Origin of the sequence: Stenotrophomonas sp. PS02289 (genome assembly GCF_029960115.1) — a bacterium.
Taxonomy (GTDB): Bacteria; Pseudomonadota; Gammaproteobacteria; order Xanthomonadales; family Xanthomonadaceae; genus Stenotrophomonas.
In genome coordinates this window covers 20858-37585 of the sequence record NZ_JASCOZ010000009.1, presented here as the reverse complement: position 1 = coordinate 37585, position 16728 = coordinate 20858, and the positions used below count along the sequence as shown (strand labels likewise).

Here is a 16728-nt window from a genome sequence, read left to right as displayed (position 1 = left end):
GATGAACAGAATTACCCATTACTTCAAAAGCCTGCTCCTGCTCGAACTGCTCGGCGGTCTGTGGCTGACGCTGAAGTACACCTTCAAGCCGAAGTACACGCTGATGTACCCGATGGAGAAGTTCCCGCAGTCGCCGCGCTTCCGTGGTCTGCACGCGCTGCGCCGTTATCCCAACGGCGAAGAGCGCTGCATCGCCTGCAAGCTGTGCGAAGCGGTGTGCCCGGCGCTGGCGATCACCATCGACTCGGCCAAGCGTGAAGACGGCACCCGCCGTACCACCCGCTACGACATCGATCTGTTCAAGTGCATCTTCTGCGGCTTCTGCGAGGAAAGCTGCCCGGTGGACTCCATCGTCGAGACCCACATTCTTGAGTACCACTTCGAGAACCGTGGCGAAAACATCGTTACCAAGCCGCAGCTGCTGGCCATCGGTGATCGGCTTGAAGCCGAAATCGCCGAGCGTCGCGCCGCCGATGCCGCTTTCCGCTGAGGTCGCATGATGGATTGGGTAAATATCAGTTTCTGGGTCTTCTCCATCGTGGCGGGCATCTCCGCTGCGGCGGTGATCAGCGTGCGCAATCCGGTCTACGCCGTGCTGTGCCTGATCCTGACCTTCTTCTCGGTCGCCTGCGTGTGGCTGCTGGTCGGGGCCGAGTTCCTGGGCGTCGCCCTGGTGCTGGTCTACGTCGGTGCCGTGATGGTGCTGTTCCTGTTCGTGGTGATGATGCTCGACATCGACGACAACAACCTGCGCGAGGGCTGGGTGCGTTACCTGCCGATCGGGCTGGTGGTCGCCATCACCATGCTGGTGCAGATGCTGGTGCTGATCGGCGTGAAGGGCAGGGCGGTCAACCCGTTCCCGGCCGACAACGCTGCCGCGCTGGCCGCTGACAGCTCCAACATCACCTGGCTGGCCCGCAGCCTGTTCACCGAATACCTGCTGCCGTTCGAGTTCGCCGCCGTCATCCTGACCGTGGCCGTGGTTGCCGCCGTCATGCTGACCCTGCGTCGCCGTGAGGGTCTGAAGACCCAGAACCCGACCGACCAGACCATGGTCAAGGGCGCTGACCGCCTGCGCGTGGTCAAGATGGACGCCGAAAAGCCGGTGGTCCACACCCTGACCAAGCCCTCCAGCAACGAGGAGACTGCTCCGTGATCACTCTGGGTCATCTTCTGGCGCTGGGCGCGCTGCTGTTCTGCATCAGCCTTGCCGGCATCTTCCTCAATCGAAAGAACATCATCGTGCTGTTGATGTCGATCGAGTTGATGCTGCTGTCGGTCAACATCAATTTTGTCGGGTTCTCGCGTGAACTGGGCGACACGGCTGGCCAGCTGTTCGTCTTCTTCATCCTCACCGTTGCCGCAGCAGAAGCGGCGATCGGTCTGGCGATCCTGGTAACCCTGTTCCGTACCCGCCGCACCATCAATGTCGGCGAAGTCGATTCGCTGAAGGGCTGATCCGTAGATGGAAATTACTCTCTCCAAGAGTCTGTTGATCGCAGTGGTGCTTGCACCGCTGTTCGGCAGCATCATCGCCGGCCTGTTCGGTCGTCAGGTAGGCCGCTTCGGCGCACAGGCCGTCACCATCCTCGGTGTCGCGGTCAGCTGTGCGCTGTCCAGCTACGTGTTCTACCAGCTGCTCTGGGGCGGCGCGCAGCCGTTCAACCAGAACGTCTACACCTTCTTTGAAGTCGGCCAGTACTCGGCGCATGTCGGTTTCATGATCGACAAGCTGACCGCGATGATGATGGTGGTGGTGACCTTCGTGTCGCTGCTGGTCCACATCTACACCATCGGCTACATGGAAGAAGACCCGGGCTACCAGCGCTTCTTCAGCTACATCTCGCTGTTCACCTTCTCGATGCTCACCCTGGTGATGAGCAACAACTTCCTGCAGCTGTTCTTCGGCTGGGAAGCGGTGGGCCTGGTGTCGTACCTGCTGATCGGCTTCTGGTTCAAGCGTCCGACCGCGATCTTCGCCAACATGAAGGCCTTCCTGGTCAACCGTGTCGGTGACTTCGGCTTCATCCTCGGCATCGCCGGCGTGCTGTGGGTGTTCGGCACCCTCGATTACGCCACCGTGTTCGCCAATGCGCCGATCCTGAACCACCCGGAAGCCCAGCTGCAGGTGTGGTCGGGCACGATCAACCTGTTCGGCCTGACCTCGATCGAAGTGCTTTCGGAGCCGGTGATCTGGTCGATCGCCACCATCATCTGCATCTGCCTGTTCATTGGTGCCATGGGCAAGTCGGCCCAGGTCCCGCTGCACGTGTGGCTGCCGGACTCGATGGAAGGCCCGACCCCGATCTCGGCCCTGATCCACGCTGCGACCATGGTCACCGCGGGTATCTTCATGGTCACCCGCATGTCGCCGCTGTTCGAGCTGTCGCAGACCGCGCTGAACTTCGTGCTGTTCATCGGTGCCACCACCGCGTTCTTCACCGGCCTGATCGGCATCGTGCAGAACGACATCAAGCGCGTCGTTGCGTACTCCACGCTGTCGCAGCTGGGCTACATGACCGTGGCGCTGGGCGTGTCGGCTTACTCGGCCGCCGTGTTCCACCTGATGACCCACGCCTTCTTCAAGGCACTGCTGTTCCTCGGCGCGGGTTCGGTGATCATCGCCATGCACCACGAGCAGGACATGCGCAAGATGGGCGGCCTGCGCAAGTACATGCCGATCACCTTCATCACCATGTGGATCGGTACCCTGGCCCTGGTCGGTACGCCGTTCTTCTCCGGCTTCTACTCCAAGGACACCATCATCGAGGCGGCCGAGCATCACGCTCACATGTCCTCGAGCTGGGTGGCGACCTATGGCTACTGGGCCGTGCTGGGTGGCGTCATCGTCACCAGCTTCTACAGCTTCCGCCTGCTGTTCCTGACCTTCCATGGCAAGGAACGCTTCCGCGACGCACATGACGACCATGGTCACGGCCATGACGATCACCACGCTGCCGATGCGCATCACGCCGATGCCCATCATGGCGACGCTCACCACGGTGATGCGCATGATGACCACGGCCATGGCCACGGTCCGCATGAGCCGCACGAAACCCCGTGGGTGGTGACCCTGCCGCTGATCCTGCTGGCGATCCCGTCGATCCTGATCGGTTTCTTCAGCATCGGTCCGATGCTGTACGGCACCGACTGGGCCGGCCACCACGCCGAGCACGCGGTTCCGGGCCAGGTCCATGCGTTCTTCACCGGCATCGTTGATTTCTACGATCCGGCCCGCAACACCATTGGCGCGTTGGCCGAAGAGTTCCATGGTCCGGTCGCGTTCGCCCTGCACGGCATGATGGCTCCGGCCTTCTTCCTGACCGTGGCGGGCTTCCTGCTGGCGGTGCTGTTCTACCTGTGGAAGCCGGAACTGGCGACGAAGGCCCGCAAGACCTTCGCCCCGCTGGTCTCGGTGCTGGAAAACAAGTACGGCTTCGACAAGCTGTGGATCGGCGGTTTCGCCGGTGGCGGCGTCAAGCTGGGCAAGGTTTCCCGCGCGATCGACACGAATCTGGTCGATGGTGTGGTGGTCAACGGTTCGGCACGCCTGATCGATCTGGCGGCCAACCTGCTGCGTCGCACCCAATCCGGTTTCCTCTATCACTACGCCTTCGCGATGATCATCGGCCTGATTGCCCTGCTGGGCGCGCTGATGCATTACCTGCGTTGATGACCTGTACGGAATAAGAAGACGTGTCGAACTGGCCTCTACTCAGTGTTCTCATCTGGCTGCCGATCATCGGCGGTGCCTTGATCCTTGCCATCCGTGATGCCCAGACTGCGCGTTGGGCCTCGCTGGGCGTCGCCGTGCTGACCTTCGCGGCCAGCCTGTTCCTGTACACCGGATACGACGTCAGCAACGACGGACTGCAGTTCGTCGAGACCCGCGCCTGGATCCCGGCGTATGACATCGGCTACAACCTGGGTGTGGACGGTATCGCCATCGCGCTGATCCTGTTGACCACCCTGGTCTCGGTGCTGGCCCTGATCGGTGCCTGGAGCGCCATCGACAAGCGTGTCAACCAGTACGTGGCGGCCTTCCTGATCCTGGAAGGCGTCACCGTCGGTATCTTCGCTGCCACCGACGCGATGCTGTTCTACGTGTTCTTCGAAGCCATGCTGATCCCGATGTTCCTGATCATCGGTGTCTGGGGTGGTCCGCGTCGCATCTATGCCGCACTGAAGTTCTTCCTGTACACCTTCCTCGGCTCGGTGCTGATGCTGGTGGCGTTGATCTACCTGTACCTGAAGAGCGGCAGCTTCCAGTTGGCCGACCTGTACCAGGTGCAGCTGAGCGCCAAGGAACAGACCTGGATCTTCTTCGCCTTCCTGATCGCCTTCGCGGTCAAGGTGCCGATGTTCCCGGTGCACACCTGGCTGCCGGACGCCCACGTGGAAGCGCCGACCGCCGGTTCGGTGATCCTGGCCGCGATCGCACTGAAGATCGGCGGTTACGGCTTCCTGCGCTTCAACCTGCCGATCGTCCCGGACGCGTCGCAGGAATGGGCCTGGCTGGTCATCACGCTGTCGCTGATCGCGGTGATCTACGTCGGTCTGGTCGCCCTGGTCCAGGACGACATGAAGAAGCTGATCGCGTATTCCTCGATCGCGCACATGGGTTTCGTCACCCTGGGCACCTTCATTGCCCTGTGGCTGGTGCGTGACGCCGGCAATGCCGACGCCGCCCGTCTGGGCCTGCAGGGTGCGATGGTGCAGATGGTCTCGCACGGCTTCGTCTCCGGCGCAATGTTCTCCTGCGTGGGCGTGCTGTACGACCGCATGCACACCCGTCGCATCGCCGATTACGGCGGCGTGGTCAACGTGATGCCGTGGTTCGCCACCTTCGCCATGCTGTTCTTCATGGCCAATGCTGGCCTGCCGGGTACCAGCGGTTTCGTCGGTGAGTTCATGATCATCATGGCCAGCTTCCAGCGTAATCCGTGGCTGGCACTGGGCGCGGCGACCACCCTGGTGATCACCGCTGCCTACACGCTGTCGCTGTACAAGCGCGTGTTCTTCGGCGAAGTGGCCAACCCGCACGTGGCCGAGATGAAGGACATCAACGGCCGCGAATGGCTGGTGCTGGGCGTGTTTGCCGTGGGTACGCTGGCGCTGGGTCTGTATCCCAAGCCGCTGACCGACCTGATGGAGCCCTCGATCGCGAAGCTGGCGATGCAGATCGCATCCAGCAAGCTGCTGTAATTCCAGGATTTGATGATGACCACCTCTTCGCTGTTGCCATTGACCGCCGCTGACCTGCCGCCGCTCGCTCCCGAGCTGGTGCTGATCGGCAGCGCCTTCGCGCTGATGATCCTTGACCTGTTCATCAGCAAGGAAAAGAAGATCTGGACCCACCTGTTCTCGGTCGCGGCACTGGCCGTGGTGCTGTTCATGCTGGCTACCGGCGTGGGCGGGCAGGGCGAGGTGTTCCATGGCATGTTCATTCGCGACACCGCCGCCGACGTCATGAAGACCGTGGTCGTGCTGTGCAGCGGCCTGACCCTGATCTACGGCTGGAGCTACCTGCGCGAGCGTGATCTGTACCAGGGCGAGATCCCGGTGCTGATCCTGTTCGCCACCGCCGGCATGATGATCCTGGTCTCGGCCGGCAGCCTGCTGATGGTCTACCTGGGTCTGGAACTGCTGGCGCTGTGCTCGTACGCGCTGGTTGCCAGCAACCGAGACAACAAGCTGGCGACCGAAGCGGCGATGAAGTACATCGTGCTGGGTTCGCTGGCGTCGGGCCTGCTGCTGTACGGCATGTCGCTGATCTACGGTGCCACCGGCTCGCTGCACCTGGACGTGATTCACGACTCGATCGCCCACACTGAAGAGCGCGTGCTGCTGCTCACCGGCGTGGTGTTCATGATCGCCGGTGTCGCCTTCAAGCTGGGTGCCGCACCGTTCCACATGTGGCTGCCGGACGTGTACCAGGGTGCCCCGGCACCGGTCGCACTGTTCATCAGCTCGGCACCGAAGTTGGCTGCGTTCGCCATGGCGTACCGCCTGCTGGAAGTCGGCGTGGGTCCGCTGTCGCCCGAGTGGAAGTACCTGGTTGGTGGCCTGGCGGCGCTGTCGCTGGTGATCGGCAACCTGATGGCCATCGCGCAGAGCAATCTGAAGCGCATGCTGGCGTATTCCACCGTGTCCCACATCGGCTTCCTGCTGCTGGGCATTGCTGGTGGCGGCGAGCGTGGTTACTCTGCCGCGCTGTTCTATGCCCTGAGCTACGCGATCATGTCGACCGCCGGCTTCGGCGCGATCATCGCGTTGTCGCGCAACGGCTTTGAGGCCGAGAAGATCGAAGACTTCAAGGGCCTCAACGCCCGCAACCCGTGGATGGCCGGTCTGGTCCTGTGCATCATGGCCTCGATGGCCGGCATCCCGCCGTTCCTCGGCTTCTGGACCAAGCTGGCCGTGCTCGGCGCGGCGGTTGACGGCGGCATGCTGGAACTGGCGATTCTGGGTGTGCTGTGCGCCGTGGTCGGTTGCTTCTACTACCTGCGTGTCATCAAGGTCATGTACTTCGATGAGCCGGTGGGCGAGCCGCTGCCGGCCCACAACGACCGCGTGCTGGGCGTGGTGCTGGGCGTGAACGCCCTGGCGCTGCTGGCCCTGGGCTTTGCCTGGAACCCGATCATGGTCTGGTGCCAGCAGGCTTTTGCACATCTCGCATAAAAAACGATACAAAACTGCACAAATCGTGTAATATTCGTTTCCTGAGTTGTTGCTGCAGCGGTTTTGCCAGAAGATCGTTGCTTTGGGAATCCTTGGATTCCAGCTCATCACTTCCGTTGCGGGGTGGAGCAGTCTGGCAGCTCGTCGGGCTCATAACCCGAAGGTCGCAGGTTCAAATCCTGCCCCCGCTACCATATTGACCCGGTGCGAACCGGGAAATGTGCGAAGAGGCGATCCCGGAAACGGGGTCGCCTTTTTCGTTGCCGGGATCAGAGCACGCCTACTGCCTTGCGCGCGAGGCGGCGGACACGTACTGCCGCGGACGCCACGTAGTGCAGGGAGGCATTCAGTGCTGTCGTACGCATTCGTGCAAGGCCCTGTTGCGGCTGGTAAAGGTAGCGCTCGCCTGCGATACGGTTGCGCTGCAGAGGGTTACCCGCGTGCATCTTTCCCTTGAAGCCGCTGGTGGGCACCTGCAACTCGTTGGCGACGCTTTGCGCCTGCGATGCGTACTTCCCGCCTGTTGCCGAAAAGCAGGATTGCAGCTCTACGCGACTTATCCGCGGGCTTGTGCCCGCAGCATTCCGGATCTGTCTGCCCAGCCCGCGGCCATCCACGATGCCGTCGGCGGCAGTCGCAAAGGGGGCACCATGTCCCTGGAAAACATGCACGAAGTCGTCGACATCCAGTCGCGAACTGCCGATGGCAACGCTATCGCCGACCTCCAGTGTCCTCGCCACGGGAGCGGCTGCCATCTTCTTGCTGGCAGATATCGCCCCTCGTCCTGACAGACCTTGGTTTCTTATCGTGGCGATACGCTTGGTGAATCTGGAAAATTTCGCCACGCCTTTGGTCGCTGCCTTTGCGATGGCGGGGGACGACCTCACGATCCCCAGCCCCAGTCCCAACCCCAGTCCCACCCAGCCGAGAATCCCGGCTGTCTTCGTGTCACCTGCCACTTCGGCTGCAACCGCACCCACTTCCGCGCCGACCCCTGCCACACCCAATGTCGTTATCGCGATGGCAGCAGCACCCGATTTGGTCAGCGCTGTAATGCCGCCGGCGGCCACCGCACCCACCGCCGCGCTGGCCGCACCGAACGTGGCCACCACGGCAGCCGCACCCAATGCGAGTCCCACGGCGGCCACGATCCACTTCCAGAAGTGACCGGTGGGGTCGCTGCGATTGACCGGGTCGCCGGCACAGTAGGCGTACGGATTCAGCCCACCCGCCCCGAACGGACTGAGTCCATCCGCAGCCAGGAAGATCCCCAGCCTCGGGCTGTAAGGCCGATGGTGGCCCGCACCCAGCAGATAACAGCCGCTGGCCACGTCCAGTAGCTCGCCATTGAACGCAGGTTCGGCCTCTGCGGCCCCCACGGCCTGTTCACCGTCTGGACGACTGCCATACGGCGCGTAGGCAACCTGCCGCACGGCAGTGTCCGCTTCGAGCATTACCGAACCGCTGATCGCGGTCGCCAGCAAGGTCATGCGGGCGACCGCCCCGCTGACCTGCTCGACAATCGGCTGGCCCAATGCACGCAGCCAGGTCAGCTGCGCGCTTCCGCTGGCCGACGCGTACAGTTCGTTGGCGACCTCGTCTCCACGCCAGAAGCGATCGATCACATGGACTGCAGTGCCATGTCGTGTCAGCAGACCTTCGGCATCGTAGTGGTAGCTGCAGGCAAGAAACGCAGGCGCAGCCTGCAAGTGTGATTGCGCGACCATCGGCATATTCCTGTGCGGCCTGTTGATCGCCGGCACGCGTATCCCGCGTCATCGGCGACATCACCCCCGTGATGCAGTCGCGTCGGATACAGAACCGGATCGCGGCCTGGCGCAATCTCATCAGCACTGGCGTTAGCGATGTGTGGATGTAACGGCAGCCTGCGCCGACTTCGTCATGCGTGCACGAAAATGTTGACGACGAATTAACGGGACAGGGCGTACATACTGACGCTCAGATTGAAAAACGGTCGACGACTCAACGGGGGGGGCGCCTGATTCACGCTCCCGAGTCCTCGACCGGAAACTCGACGCGATACCTGCACCCCATGGCGCGTAAGCACCTTGGGCAGGCGGAGCCGTCGGTTCAGCGAGGCATCGCCTCGTCCCGTGTGGATGGTAGGTGGGGTTTACACATGAATCGCAATCCAGTTTCTCTGCATGACGTTCGCCACGGCGCAGCGCGTTGCCCTGTGCTTGCCCGGTCACCTGGCTCGCCTGGCAGGCGGGTCGGCCGTATGCCCGTGCGCTCGGCAACGTCCTAGCGTCACCGCAAGCTCCTCATCCGTGTATGGCCGTACCCAGCTTCTTGGTGGGATGAGGTCGTTGCGCAAAATCGGGGGTTACATGAACGCTCAACGAGAGAGAGTGCTCAGTCATGGCCAAGTCGTCTGATATCAAATGGTCCGATCTCACGCAATTTGAGTTCACCAAGTTCGATGTCTCGCTTGTTTCAACGTCGGAAAACATCTACCGGAACGGTCGGCAGCAGGCGGCGGTGGAAGCCATCGTTCGTATCACCAGCTTCGAGATACCTGATGAGAATGGAATGCCCGGCGAGGTGCCGTTGTCCGCCAAGGAACTCGCCAGTGTCCGGTTGGTGGCATTCCGGGGCGATGAGCTATCGTCGGAATGGAAGATCAGCCGGGTAAGGAATGAGTATTCGCCCTTCCCGGGGGTTCTGGAAGGCGAGCAGTCACGCAAAAGGGATGACGGACCCGACGCGTTGAAGAACCACTACGTGGACATGTTCGTCTCGACCACGGCAGCGGCGGGGCAGCGGTTCAAGATGGCCCTTGCCATTACCCGTGATGATGGAAAGGTGTTCATCAGCAATGGAGAAGGTACGCCTTCGAATCCTTTCGAAGTCACGCTGGTGCCTCAGCCGATACCCAACTTCCCGGTCGGCAATTTCTCGTTTGAGAAGACACGGGTGAAGGGGGGGGAGGGATCGGATGTGTTCATCGACAATTACTACGTTGGCCTGGCCGACAATGGCAACGTCGCGGTACCGCTGCTGAAGATCACCTCCGTGCCTGCCGGCATGATCCAGTGGGCAGAGAAGATACAGGGGGAGACCTTTGCTTCCTACACGGGGTATGGCGACCCTGGTTCGACCGTCGCCCTGTTCAACAATGCCATCAACTACGGTGCGCATTCCCCCAGCAAGGTGGTGATCAGCCCGAAGCAGAGCTTCGCGACGATTCTGCTGGTGGCAGACAACAACATCCTTTACCACAGTGACAGCGCCAACAAGCAGGCCGGTCCCTGCGATATCACCGTCACCGACGCATATGGCAATGAACACGCCCTGCGCGTGCGGTTCAAGCAGCCCGGCAGCCCGGAGGGGCGCTTCGACCTGGTGCTTGAGAAACGCTAGGCACCGTCGTCACCGCGCGGGTACTGCCGCACCGTCGGCCACCCGCGCCCACCTAGGCATCGCCACGCAAGGGAGTATTCCCATGACCAGTTCCGACGCTTCAACGCACGGCCAGGACGCAGCACCAGAAGGGGAAGACGTACTCTCTGGTGCCCCCAACTATTCGAATGCGCAGAACTTCGTCAGCCACATGCAGACGGGTGTGGATCCGCGCACCGGCGACTTCACCTGCTCCTTCGGGATGCCTGCGCTGGAAGCCAATGCGCTCTGTGGCCCTACCGTGCAGCTGGGGTTGGGCTTCAGTGGCCAGTTACTGGATAACCTGGGCTACGGTATCGGCTGGGCCCTGAGTGGTCTGAGCAGCTTCCACCCGGCCACCAAAGTCATCTCACTGGCAACCGGTGAACGGTTCGTGGCCGATTACACCGCTGGCGAGTTCACTTACAAGGACCGCAAGCTGGTGACGTTTCACATGCGGCGTGACACGACAGTCACCGGCGTCTATTGGGTGACCCACAAGAGCGGCGTCATCGAGAAGCTGTCGACGCTGAATGGCGTGGCCCAGATCGCGGTGCCGGTCGAGATCCGCTCGCCGGAAGGTCGACGCATCTACCTGGAGTACTCGGCAGAAGCCGCGCCCAAGCTACGGTCCATCCGCGATGAGAACCGCCCCCTTCTGACGGTCACCCGCAATGGCGCGGTGAATGTGGACATCACCCTGCATCCTGACACGGCCACACCGGTTGAGTTTCGTCTGATGTTGCAGAACGGCCTGCTGTCCAGTGTGATGCTGCCCGAGAACAACGCGTCATGGCGTATCCAGTACCGGATGATCGATGGCATCAACTACGTGACCCGCGTTGACCTGCCGATGGGCGGGTTCGAAACGGTGACCTATCAGCAGCAGGGTCACCGATGCCTGACGGGGGCACCCAAGGCCTATCTTCCCTTCGTAACCACGCACACGCGCACCCCCGGGCAGATGCAGCCCGTCATGTCCACCACATACTCCTACGACACACGCAACTACCTCGGCTACGGCACGGGGTTGCAGTGGCAGCCCGGCGAAGACAACCTGTACCGTGTGGTGATGCCTGCGGGTCAGCAGTACATCTACGGTTCGACTGCGACGACGCAGACCACCGTCGACGGCCAAGCGGTGGTCCGAACGGTGCGATCCGAGTACAACCGTCTCCATCTGCAGACGTTGGAACGGACCACGCAGAACGGCCATGTGCTGGAGAAGGTGACCGTCTTCCACGATGACCCGGCTGTCGGCTTCGCCCAGCAGAAGCCTTATTTCCAGCTGCCCAAGAATGCCACCACGTCGTGGTACCTGGGGGCAACGCCGGGCATTCGCCGCGACGAGGTGGTGCTGACCGATTACGACGATCATGGCAACCTGATCCGACAGGTGGACGAAACCGGGCTGGTCGAGGAACGGGAGTACTACCCCGCGGCAGGGGGCGACGGGTGTCCTGCAGATCCGCATGGGTTTGTACGTTCCCTGAAGACCCTCCGCGCCGTGCCCATGACCGGCCGGGAGGCAGGCGCTGCCGTGGTCGAGACGCGCTGCCGCTACAAGACGCTGCCATCGCGCGTGGCGGGTGACCCGCCCTATCTGGTCATGACCCAGGAAGAGAAGGTGGCCCTGCAGGACGGTACCGTCATTGACCTTGGGAAGGAGAACACGGTTTACGTGGAATCCACGGCAGACCCGCACTTTGGCCGCATCCAAGAGACGCAGGAATCGCTCAACGGGAAAACCACCTCGACTGCCTACAGTTACACCGTCGAGGATATGGTGCTGACGGTGGACACCACAGTGACGGGATACGACGGCACCCAACGGCACGGAATCGAGAAGCAGTCCCTGTTGAATGGCATGACCGTCCATGAAGAAGCCGAGGAGGGCGTCGCCGTGGCGTATGCCTATGATCGGCTCGGTCGGGTAACGGCGGAGACTGCGTCGCCAGGCTCCCCGCTCGCGGCGGTGCGTAACACCACATACACGCTGGCTGTATTGCCGGGTGACGATGTGTATGTCGAGACCCGCGACGTGGCCGAGGTGCGGAGCCGGGTGCACCTGGACGGGCTGGGTCGCGAGATCAGGGCGGAAGACGAGGACGTGGACCACGCCCCAGGCACGTTCCGGCAGATCTGGACCCGTTCCTACAATGCGCTGGGCGAACTGGTCGAGCAGACCACAACGGACTGGGTAGCCGGCGTTGCACGGCCGCGCCTGGTGACGCGCTACGCCTATGATCACTGGGGACAGCCATCGGTGGTGATCCATCCGGATGGCAGCCGGACGATCACCGAGGCCGACCCGGTGAGTCTCGTCGAGAAGACCTGGATGGAGGATGCGTCGGGCATCAAGACTTCCAGCGCGGTGACGCACAGCAACGTGTTCGGCAAGCCCGACCGGATCGAGTACTTCGACGCGTCCGGCGTGGCGCACGGCCATGCATTGTTCTTGTATGACGGCATTGGTCGCTGCGTGTCGGAGACGGATCGCCTCGGCCGTGAGACCACCTACCTCTACGATGCCTTTGATCGCGCGGTGGAGACCACACTTGCCGACGGTGCCAAGGTGACGACCCGTTTCGCGGAACACAGTGGTGGCGAACTGCCGGTCGAGATCAGCATCGCACATGCCAGCCTGGGCCAAGGTCTGAGTGTCGGGCAGCAGGGCTACGACGGTCTCTCGCGTCGGGTGACCAGCACCGTGGGCGGGCGTACCACCCGCTTCGATTACGAAGGTGGCGGGTTGCTGCCCGAGACACTGACCACACCGTTGAATGAGGTCATCAAGTACACGTATGAGCCGCAGCTGGGCATGCAGCTGGTGGGCCGGACCGATACCAGCGCATCCACGTTCAAGTACGACCCCAAGCGCGCGCAGCTCACCTATGCGGGACGCGACGGACTGGAAAAAACGATGGAGTACTACAAATCTGGTCTGATCAGTATTGAGCGCTGGAAAAATGAGAGCGGCGTTGAGCGCATGGCGAGATACACGCATTCGTTGGCCGGCCGTTCGCAGTCCTACACCGATGTGTTCGGGGTGGAGCAGGTCGTTACCTATGATGCGCTGGACCGTCCGGAGCAGCTGAAGTGCCAAGGGGTATCGACCAAGCTTGAATACGACGGCTTGAGTCGTGTGACATCCATCAAAGCCTGGCAGGGACTGCATTCCATGCTGACCACCATCGCCTTCGATGATTTCGGGCGCGAGACAAGTCGGCAATTCACCGCGAGTGCCATCGGCGGCGAGACGGTCTCGCAGGTGTTGACCATGTACTACAACCAGGGCGACCAGCTGGATCGGCGAACGCTGGAGCAGGGTGCCGTGATGGTTCGCGATGAGGGCTTCGAGTACGACGCGCGTGGGCGGCTGACCCTCTATACGTGCTCCGGCACCCAAGTGCCGCGTGATCCCTGGGGCAAGCCGATCAACCGGCAGCAGTTCGACTTCGACGCCTTCGACCGCATCAAAAGCATCACCACGCATTTTCCTGGCGGCGTCAATGAGGCCCGGTACATCTATGAGGAGACCGACCCTGCGCAGTTGAGTCGTATCGTGCACAGCCATGCCGACTATCCAAAGGACCTGCAGGACCTGCAGTGGGATGGTGCCGGGCGCGTGGTCAGGGATGAGCGCGGACGCACGCTGGTGTGGAATGCGCAGAACCAGCTGATCGAGATATCTGCACCCGCTGCGGTCGTCTGAGCATCTATGTGTCGACACGACAGGAGAACGACATGACAGTCTCTGCCCAACCGCGTAGCAGTACCACGAGCACCGTCCGGCGGCCCTCTGCATGTGAGTATGCCTACGACGCGACCGGCCTGCTGGTGCGCATCGCGCTTCCGGGCCAGACCGGTGAGCGTTTCTGGCGCGGCAAGCACGCAGTCAACGAACTGCGCACGTCAGCCAGCGGCAGCGCGCAATTGACCTGGCTGCGTGCAGTGGGCCAGCCGATCGTCGAGCAGGTCAGTGGGACGGTCGCCCGCATGACCTTGCTGGCGACCGCGATCAGCGGCTCGGTGCTGCTCGAAGCGGACACTGCCGTGCGGCAGGTTGCCTACGCGCCGCATGGCAGTCGTTCAGACGGTGAACAGGCCGTGGGGGCCGCAGAGGCCGAACCTGCGTTCAATGGCGAGCTGTTGGACGCGGCCAGCGGCTGTTACCTCCTGGGTGCAGGCCACCATCGGCCTTACAGCCCGAGGCTGGGGATCTTCCTGGCCGCGGATGGACTCAGTCCGTTCGGCGCAGGAGGGCTGAATCCTTACGCCTACTGTGCCGGCGACCCGGTCAATCGCAGCGACCCCACCGGTCACTTCTGGAAGTGGATCGTGGCCGCCGTGGGTATCGCGGTGGGTGTGGCGGCCGTCGCGGTTACGTTCGGTGCGGCCAGCAAGGCGGTGGCAGCGGTGGCGACGGTAGGCATTTCAGCGCTTACGAAGTCAGCTGCCGGTGCTATCGCGTCGACTACGTTGGGTATGGCAGCGGTCGGCGCGGAGGTGGGTGCGATAGCGGCCCAAGTGTCGGGTGACACGAAGACAGCGACAATTCTCGGCTTTGTCGGTCTGGCGTTGGGAATAGTGGCGGCGGCCCCGGCCATCGCAAAGGCAGCGACCAAAGGCGCGGCAAAGTTTTCCAAGTTCACCAAGCGTATCTCCACGATACGCAGCCAGGGCCTGTCGGGCAGAGGAGCGGCGCGCGCGGGTGCCGACATGGCTCAGCAGCTTTCTCCCGCTTCAGCAAGGCGGGCGGCAGTCCAACGCATGAGGGGCACCTTCCGTAACCCGTTGGCAAACGGTGATACGCCTTTTGGAGGGAATGCGACGCGGTCAAGCGCTCTAAGCGCTGATGACATGGCCCGACTTCAGAGGGCCCAAGATGGGGGCTTTGTAAATTCGCAGCGCCGCACCCGCTATGTGTCCGACGGTGATTCATCTCCTGAAGTGCAGGAGTACGTGCTGAGAGAGCGATCTTCCCCTCTGCCAGAAGCAGAATCATTCCAGCCCCCGCATGATAAGTGGGCGGTGAGGCTGCCGAGCTATGACGAGTCGCCATATATGAGGCTTGAGAGCGTGCCGCCTCGGCCGGTTCCGCCTTCTTACGAGTTTCCGCCCAGTTACTACGCTCATTCCCGCTTCCTGAGAAGGCGGAGCGTGCCATGAAAACGCCCACGGGACACGATCATGTCGCACCACTTTCCCGAGTGGCGCTGCTGGCATGCGAGTACGCCTACGACGCGACCGGTCTGCTGGCGCGCATCGTCGTTCCGGGCCAGACCGGTGAGCGTTTCTGGCGCGGCAACTACTCGGTCAACGAACTGCGCACGTCAGCCAGCGGCAGCGCACAGCTGACCTGGCTGCGTGCAGTGGGCCAGCCGATCGTCGAGCAGGTCAGTGGGACGGTCGCCCGCATGACCTTGCTGGCGACCGCGATCAGCGGTTCAGTACTGCTCGAAGCGGACACTGCCGTGCGGCAGGTTGCCTACGCGCCGCATGGCAGTCGTTCAGACGGTGAACAGGCCGTGGGGGCCGCAGAGGCCGAACCTGCGTTCAATGGCGAGCTGTTGGATGCGGCCAGCGGCTGTTACCTCCTGGGTGCAGGCCACCATCGGCCTTACAGCCCGAGGCTGGGAATCTTCCTGGCCGCGGATGGACTCAGTCCGTTCGGGGCCGGTGGGCTTAATCCGTACGCCTACTGTGCTGGCGACCCGGTCAATCGCAGCGACCCCACCGGTCATTTCTGGAAGTGGATCGTGGCCGCCGTGGGTATCGCGGTGGGTGTGGCCGCCGTGGCGGTCACGTTCGGTGCGGCCAGCAAGGCGGTGGCAGCAGTGGCGACGGTAGGATTTTCAGCGCTTACGAAGTCAACCGCCGGTGCTATCGCGTCGACTACGTTGGGTATCGTAGCGGTCGGCGCGGAAGTGGGTGCGATAGCGGCCGAAGTATCCGGTGACACGAAGACAGCGACAATTCTCGGCTTTGTCGGTCTGGCCTTGGGAATAGTGGCGGCGGCCCCGGCCATCGCGAAGGCAGCGACCAAAGGCGCGGCAAAGTTCTCCAGATTCACCAAGCGTATCGCCACGATACGCAGTCAGGGACTGTCGGGCAGAGGAGCGGGGCGCGCTGCTGCCAACAGGGCTCAGGAGCTTTCTCCCGCTTCAGCAAGACGGGCGGCAGTCCAGCGCATGACCGCGGGCCGCTTCCGTAACCCGCTGGCCAACGGTGCTACGTCTGTACCAGACGCTGCGCCGCGGTCAAGCGTGCTGAGCGATGGTTTCCTGACCCGACTTCGAGAGTCCGAGGGCTTGAGCCTTGTACGTCAGCGGCGCGCCAGCCCAGAGGTTCCGGACTTTCAGCCTCCACCTCGAGATCCGACGAAGGCACCTCTTTCACCTCCTTGGACGACCAGACACTGGGGTGTTGCAGTTGAAAGTGCTGGCTCACCTTCAAACATCAATGTCAATTCCCACATTGATTACATGATTCAGACTGTGCCAGAAGCTGCGCGACGCTCGCGAGCGGTGAGGCGCGCCGCGGCAGTCAAGCCGCCGAGCTATGACCAGGCGACGTTGCCGAGTTATGAGTCGACGCTTCCGCCTAGTTACGACTCGCATGGCTTTCCCTGAATCTTCAAGA

11 protein-coding genes and 1 tRNA gene are annotated in these 16728 nt (G+C 62.4%); 11 read left to right on the top strand and 1 reads right to left on the bottom strand.

Annotated elements, in window-relative coordinates; all coding sequences use genetic code 11:
• The first annotated feature begins 1 nt into the window (after nucleotide 1).
• The 7 genes from nuoI (at nucleotide 2) to QMX83_RS02520 (ending at nucleotide 6875) form a co-directional block, all read left to right on the top strand.
• On the top strand, nucleotides 2–490 hold the full coding sequence (nuoI, locus tag QMX83_RS02550) for an NADH-quinone oxidoreductase subunit NuoI (protein WP_068853404.1): 489 nt from the start codon (nucleotides 2–4) through the stop codon (nucleotides 488–490).
• A gap of 9 nt (nucleotides 491–499) precedes the next feature.
• Nucleotides 500–1156, top strand: coding sequence for an NADH-quinone oxidoreductase subunit J (locus QMX83_RS02545; RefSeq protein WP_282295101.1), 657 nt, complete (start codon nucleotides 500–502; stop codon nucleotides 1154–1156).
• Nucleotides 1153–1458, top strand: a complete 306-nt coding sequence (nuoK, locus tag QMX83_RS02540; protein WP_125360403.1) for an NADH-quinone oxidoreductase subunit NuoK — start codon at nucleotides 1153–1155, stop codon at nucleotides 1456–1458. Before QMX83_RS02545 ends, nuoK begins: the two co-directional genes overlap by 4 nt.
• Before the next feature lie 7 nt (nucleotides 1459–1465).
• Nucleotides 1466–3673 (top strand): NADH-quinone oxidoreductase subunit L, encoded by a 2208-nt coding sequence (gene nuoL / locus QMX83_RS02535; RefSeq protein ID WP_282295087.1) that lies wholly within the window; start codon nucleotides 1466–1468, stop codon nucleotides 3671–3673.
• Between the two features lie 23 nt (nucleotides 3674–3696).
• Nucleotides 3697–5205, top strand: a complete 1509-nt coding sequence (locus QMX83_RS02530) for an NADH-quinone oxidoreductase subunit M (protein ID WP_282295086.1) — start codon at nucleotides 3697–3699, stop codon at nucleotides 5203–5205.
• 15 nt (nucleotides 5206–5220) lie between these two features.
• The gene (nuoN, locus tag QMX83_RS02525) at nucleotides 5221–6681 is read left to right on the top strand and encodes an NADH-quinone oxidoreductase subunit NuoN (protein ID WP_282295085.1); all 1461 of its coding nucleotides are present in this window, start codon (nucleotides 5221–5223) and stop codon (nucleotides 6679–6681) included.
• A 117-nt stretch (nucleotides 6682–6798) separates the two neighbouring features.
• Nucleotides 6799–6875 (top strand) — tRNA-Met (locus QMX83_RS02520).
• A gap of 75 nt (nucleotides 6876–6950) precedes the next feature.
• Here the strand turns inward: QMX83_RS02520 and QMX83_RS02515 are convergent.
• Entirely contained in the window at nucleotides 6951–8408 is a 1458-nt protein-coding gene (locus QMX83_RS02515; protein WP_282295084.1) for an RHS repeat-associated core domain-containing protein, read from the bottom strand.
• 655 nt (nucleotides 8409–9063) lie between these two features.
• Between QMX83_RS02515 and QMX83_RS02510 the strand changes: the two genes are divergently transcribed.
• From QMX83_RS02510 to QMX83_RS02495, 4 genes are read left to right on the top strand one after another with little or no spacing between them, the layout of a single operon-like run.
• The gene (locus tag QMX83_RS02510; protein ID WP_282295083.1) at nucleotides 9064–10065 is read left to right on the top strand and encodes a hypothetical protein; all 1002 of its coding nucleotides are present in this window, start codon (nucleotides 9064–9066) and stop codon (nucleotides 10063–10065) included.
• The gene (locus QMX83_RS02505; RefSeq protein ID WP_282295082.1) at nucleotides 9986–13798 is read left to right on the top strand and encodes an RHS repeat domain-containing protein; all 3813 of its coding nucleotides are present in this window, start codon (nucleotides 9986–9988) and stop codon (nucleotides 13796–13798) included. Before QMX83_RS02510 ends, QMX83_RS02505 begins: the two co-directional genes overlap by 80 nt.
• A gap of 32 nt (nucleotides 13799–13830) precedes the next feature.
• Entirely contained in the window at nucleotides 13831–15255 is a 1425-nt protein-coding gene (locus tag QMX83_RS02500) for an RHS repeat-associated core domain-containing protein (protein WP_282295081.1), read from the top strand.
• The gene (locus QMX83_RS02495) at nucleotides 15252–16718 is read left to right on the top strand and encodes an RHS repeat-associated core domain-containing protein (protein ID WP_282295080.1); all 1467 of its coding nucleotides are present in this window, start codon (nucleotides 15252–15254) and stop codon (nucleotides 16716–16718) included. The genes QMX83_RS02500 and QMX83_RS02495 overlap by 4 nt, the downstream gene beginning before the upstream one ends.
• Nucleotides 16719–16728: the final 10 nt, after the last annotated feature.

Bases quoted from the DNA above. Each gene is read 5' to 3' on its own strand.
- nuoI (WP_068853404.1), top strand. From the start codon at position 2: ATGAACAGAATTACCCATTACTTCAAAAGCCTGCTCCTGCTCGAACTG.
- QMX83_RS02545 (WP_282295101.1), top strand. From the start codon at position 500: ATGGATTGGGTAAATATCAGTTTCTGGGTCTTCTCCATCGTGGCGGGC.
- nuoL (WP_282295087.1), top strand. From the start codon at position 1,466: ATGGAAATTACTCTCTCCAAGAGTCTGTTGATCGCAGTGGTGCTTGCA.
- nuoN (WP_282295085.1), top strand. From the start codon at position 5,221: ATGACCACCTCTTCGCTGTTGCCATTGACCGCCGCTGACCTGCCGCCG.
- QMX83_RS02515 (WP_282295084.1), bottom strand. From the start codon at position 8,408: ATGGTCGCGCAATCACACTTGCAGGCTGCGCCTGCGTTTCTTGCCTGC.
- QMX83_RS02510 (WP_282295083.1), top strand. From the start codon at position 9,064: ATGGCCAAGTCGTCTGATATCAAATGGTCCGATCTCACGCAATTTGAG.
- QMX83_RS02505 (WP_282295082.1), top strand. From the start codon at position 9,986: ATGAACACGCCCTGCGCGTGCGGTTCAAGCAGCCCGGCAGCCCGGAGG.
- QMX83_RS02500 (WP_282295081.1), top strand. From the start codon at position 13,831: ATGACAGTCTCTGCCCAACCGCGTAGCAGTACCACGAGCACCGTCCGG.
- QMX83_RS02495 (WP_282295080.1), top strand. From the start codon at position 15,252: ATGAAAACGCCCACGGGACACGATCATGTCGCACCACTTTCCCGAGTG.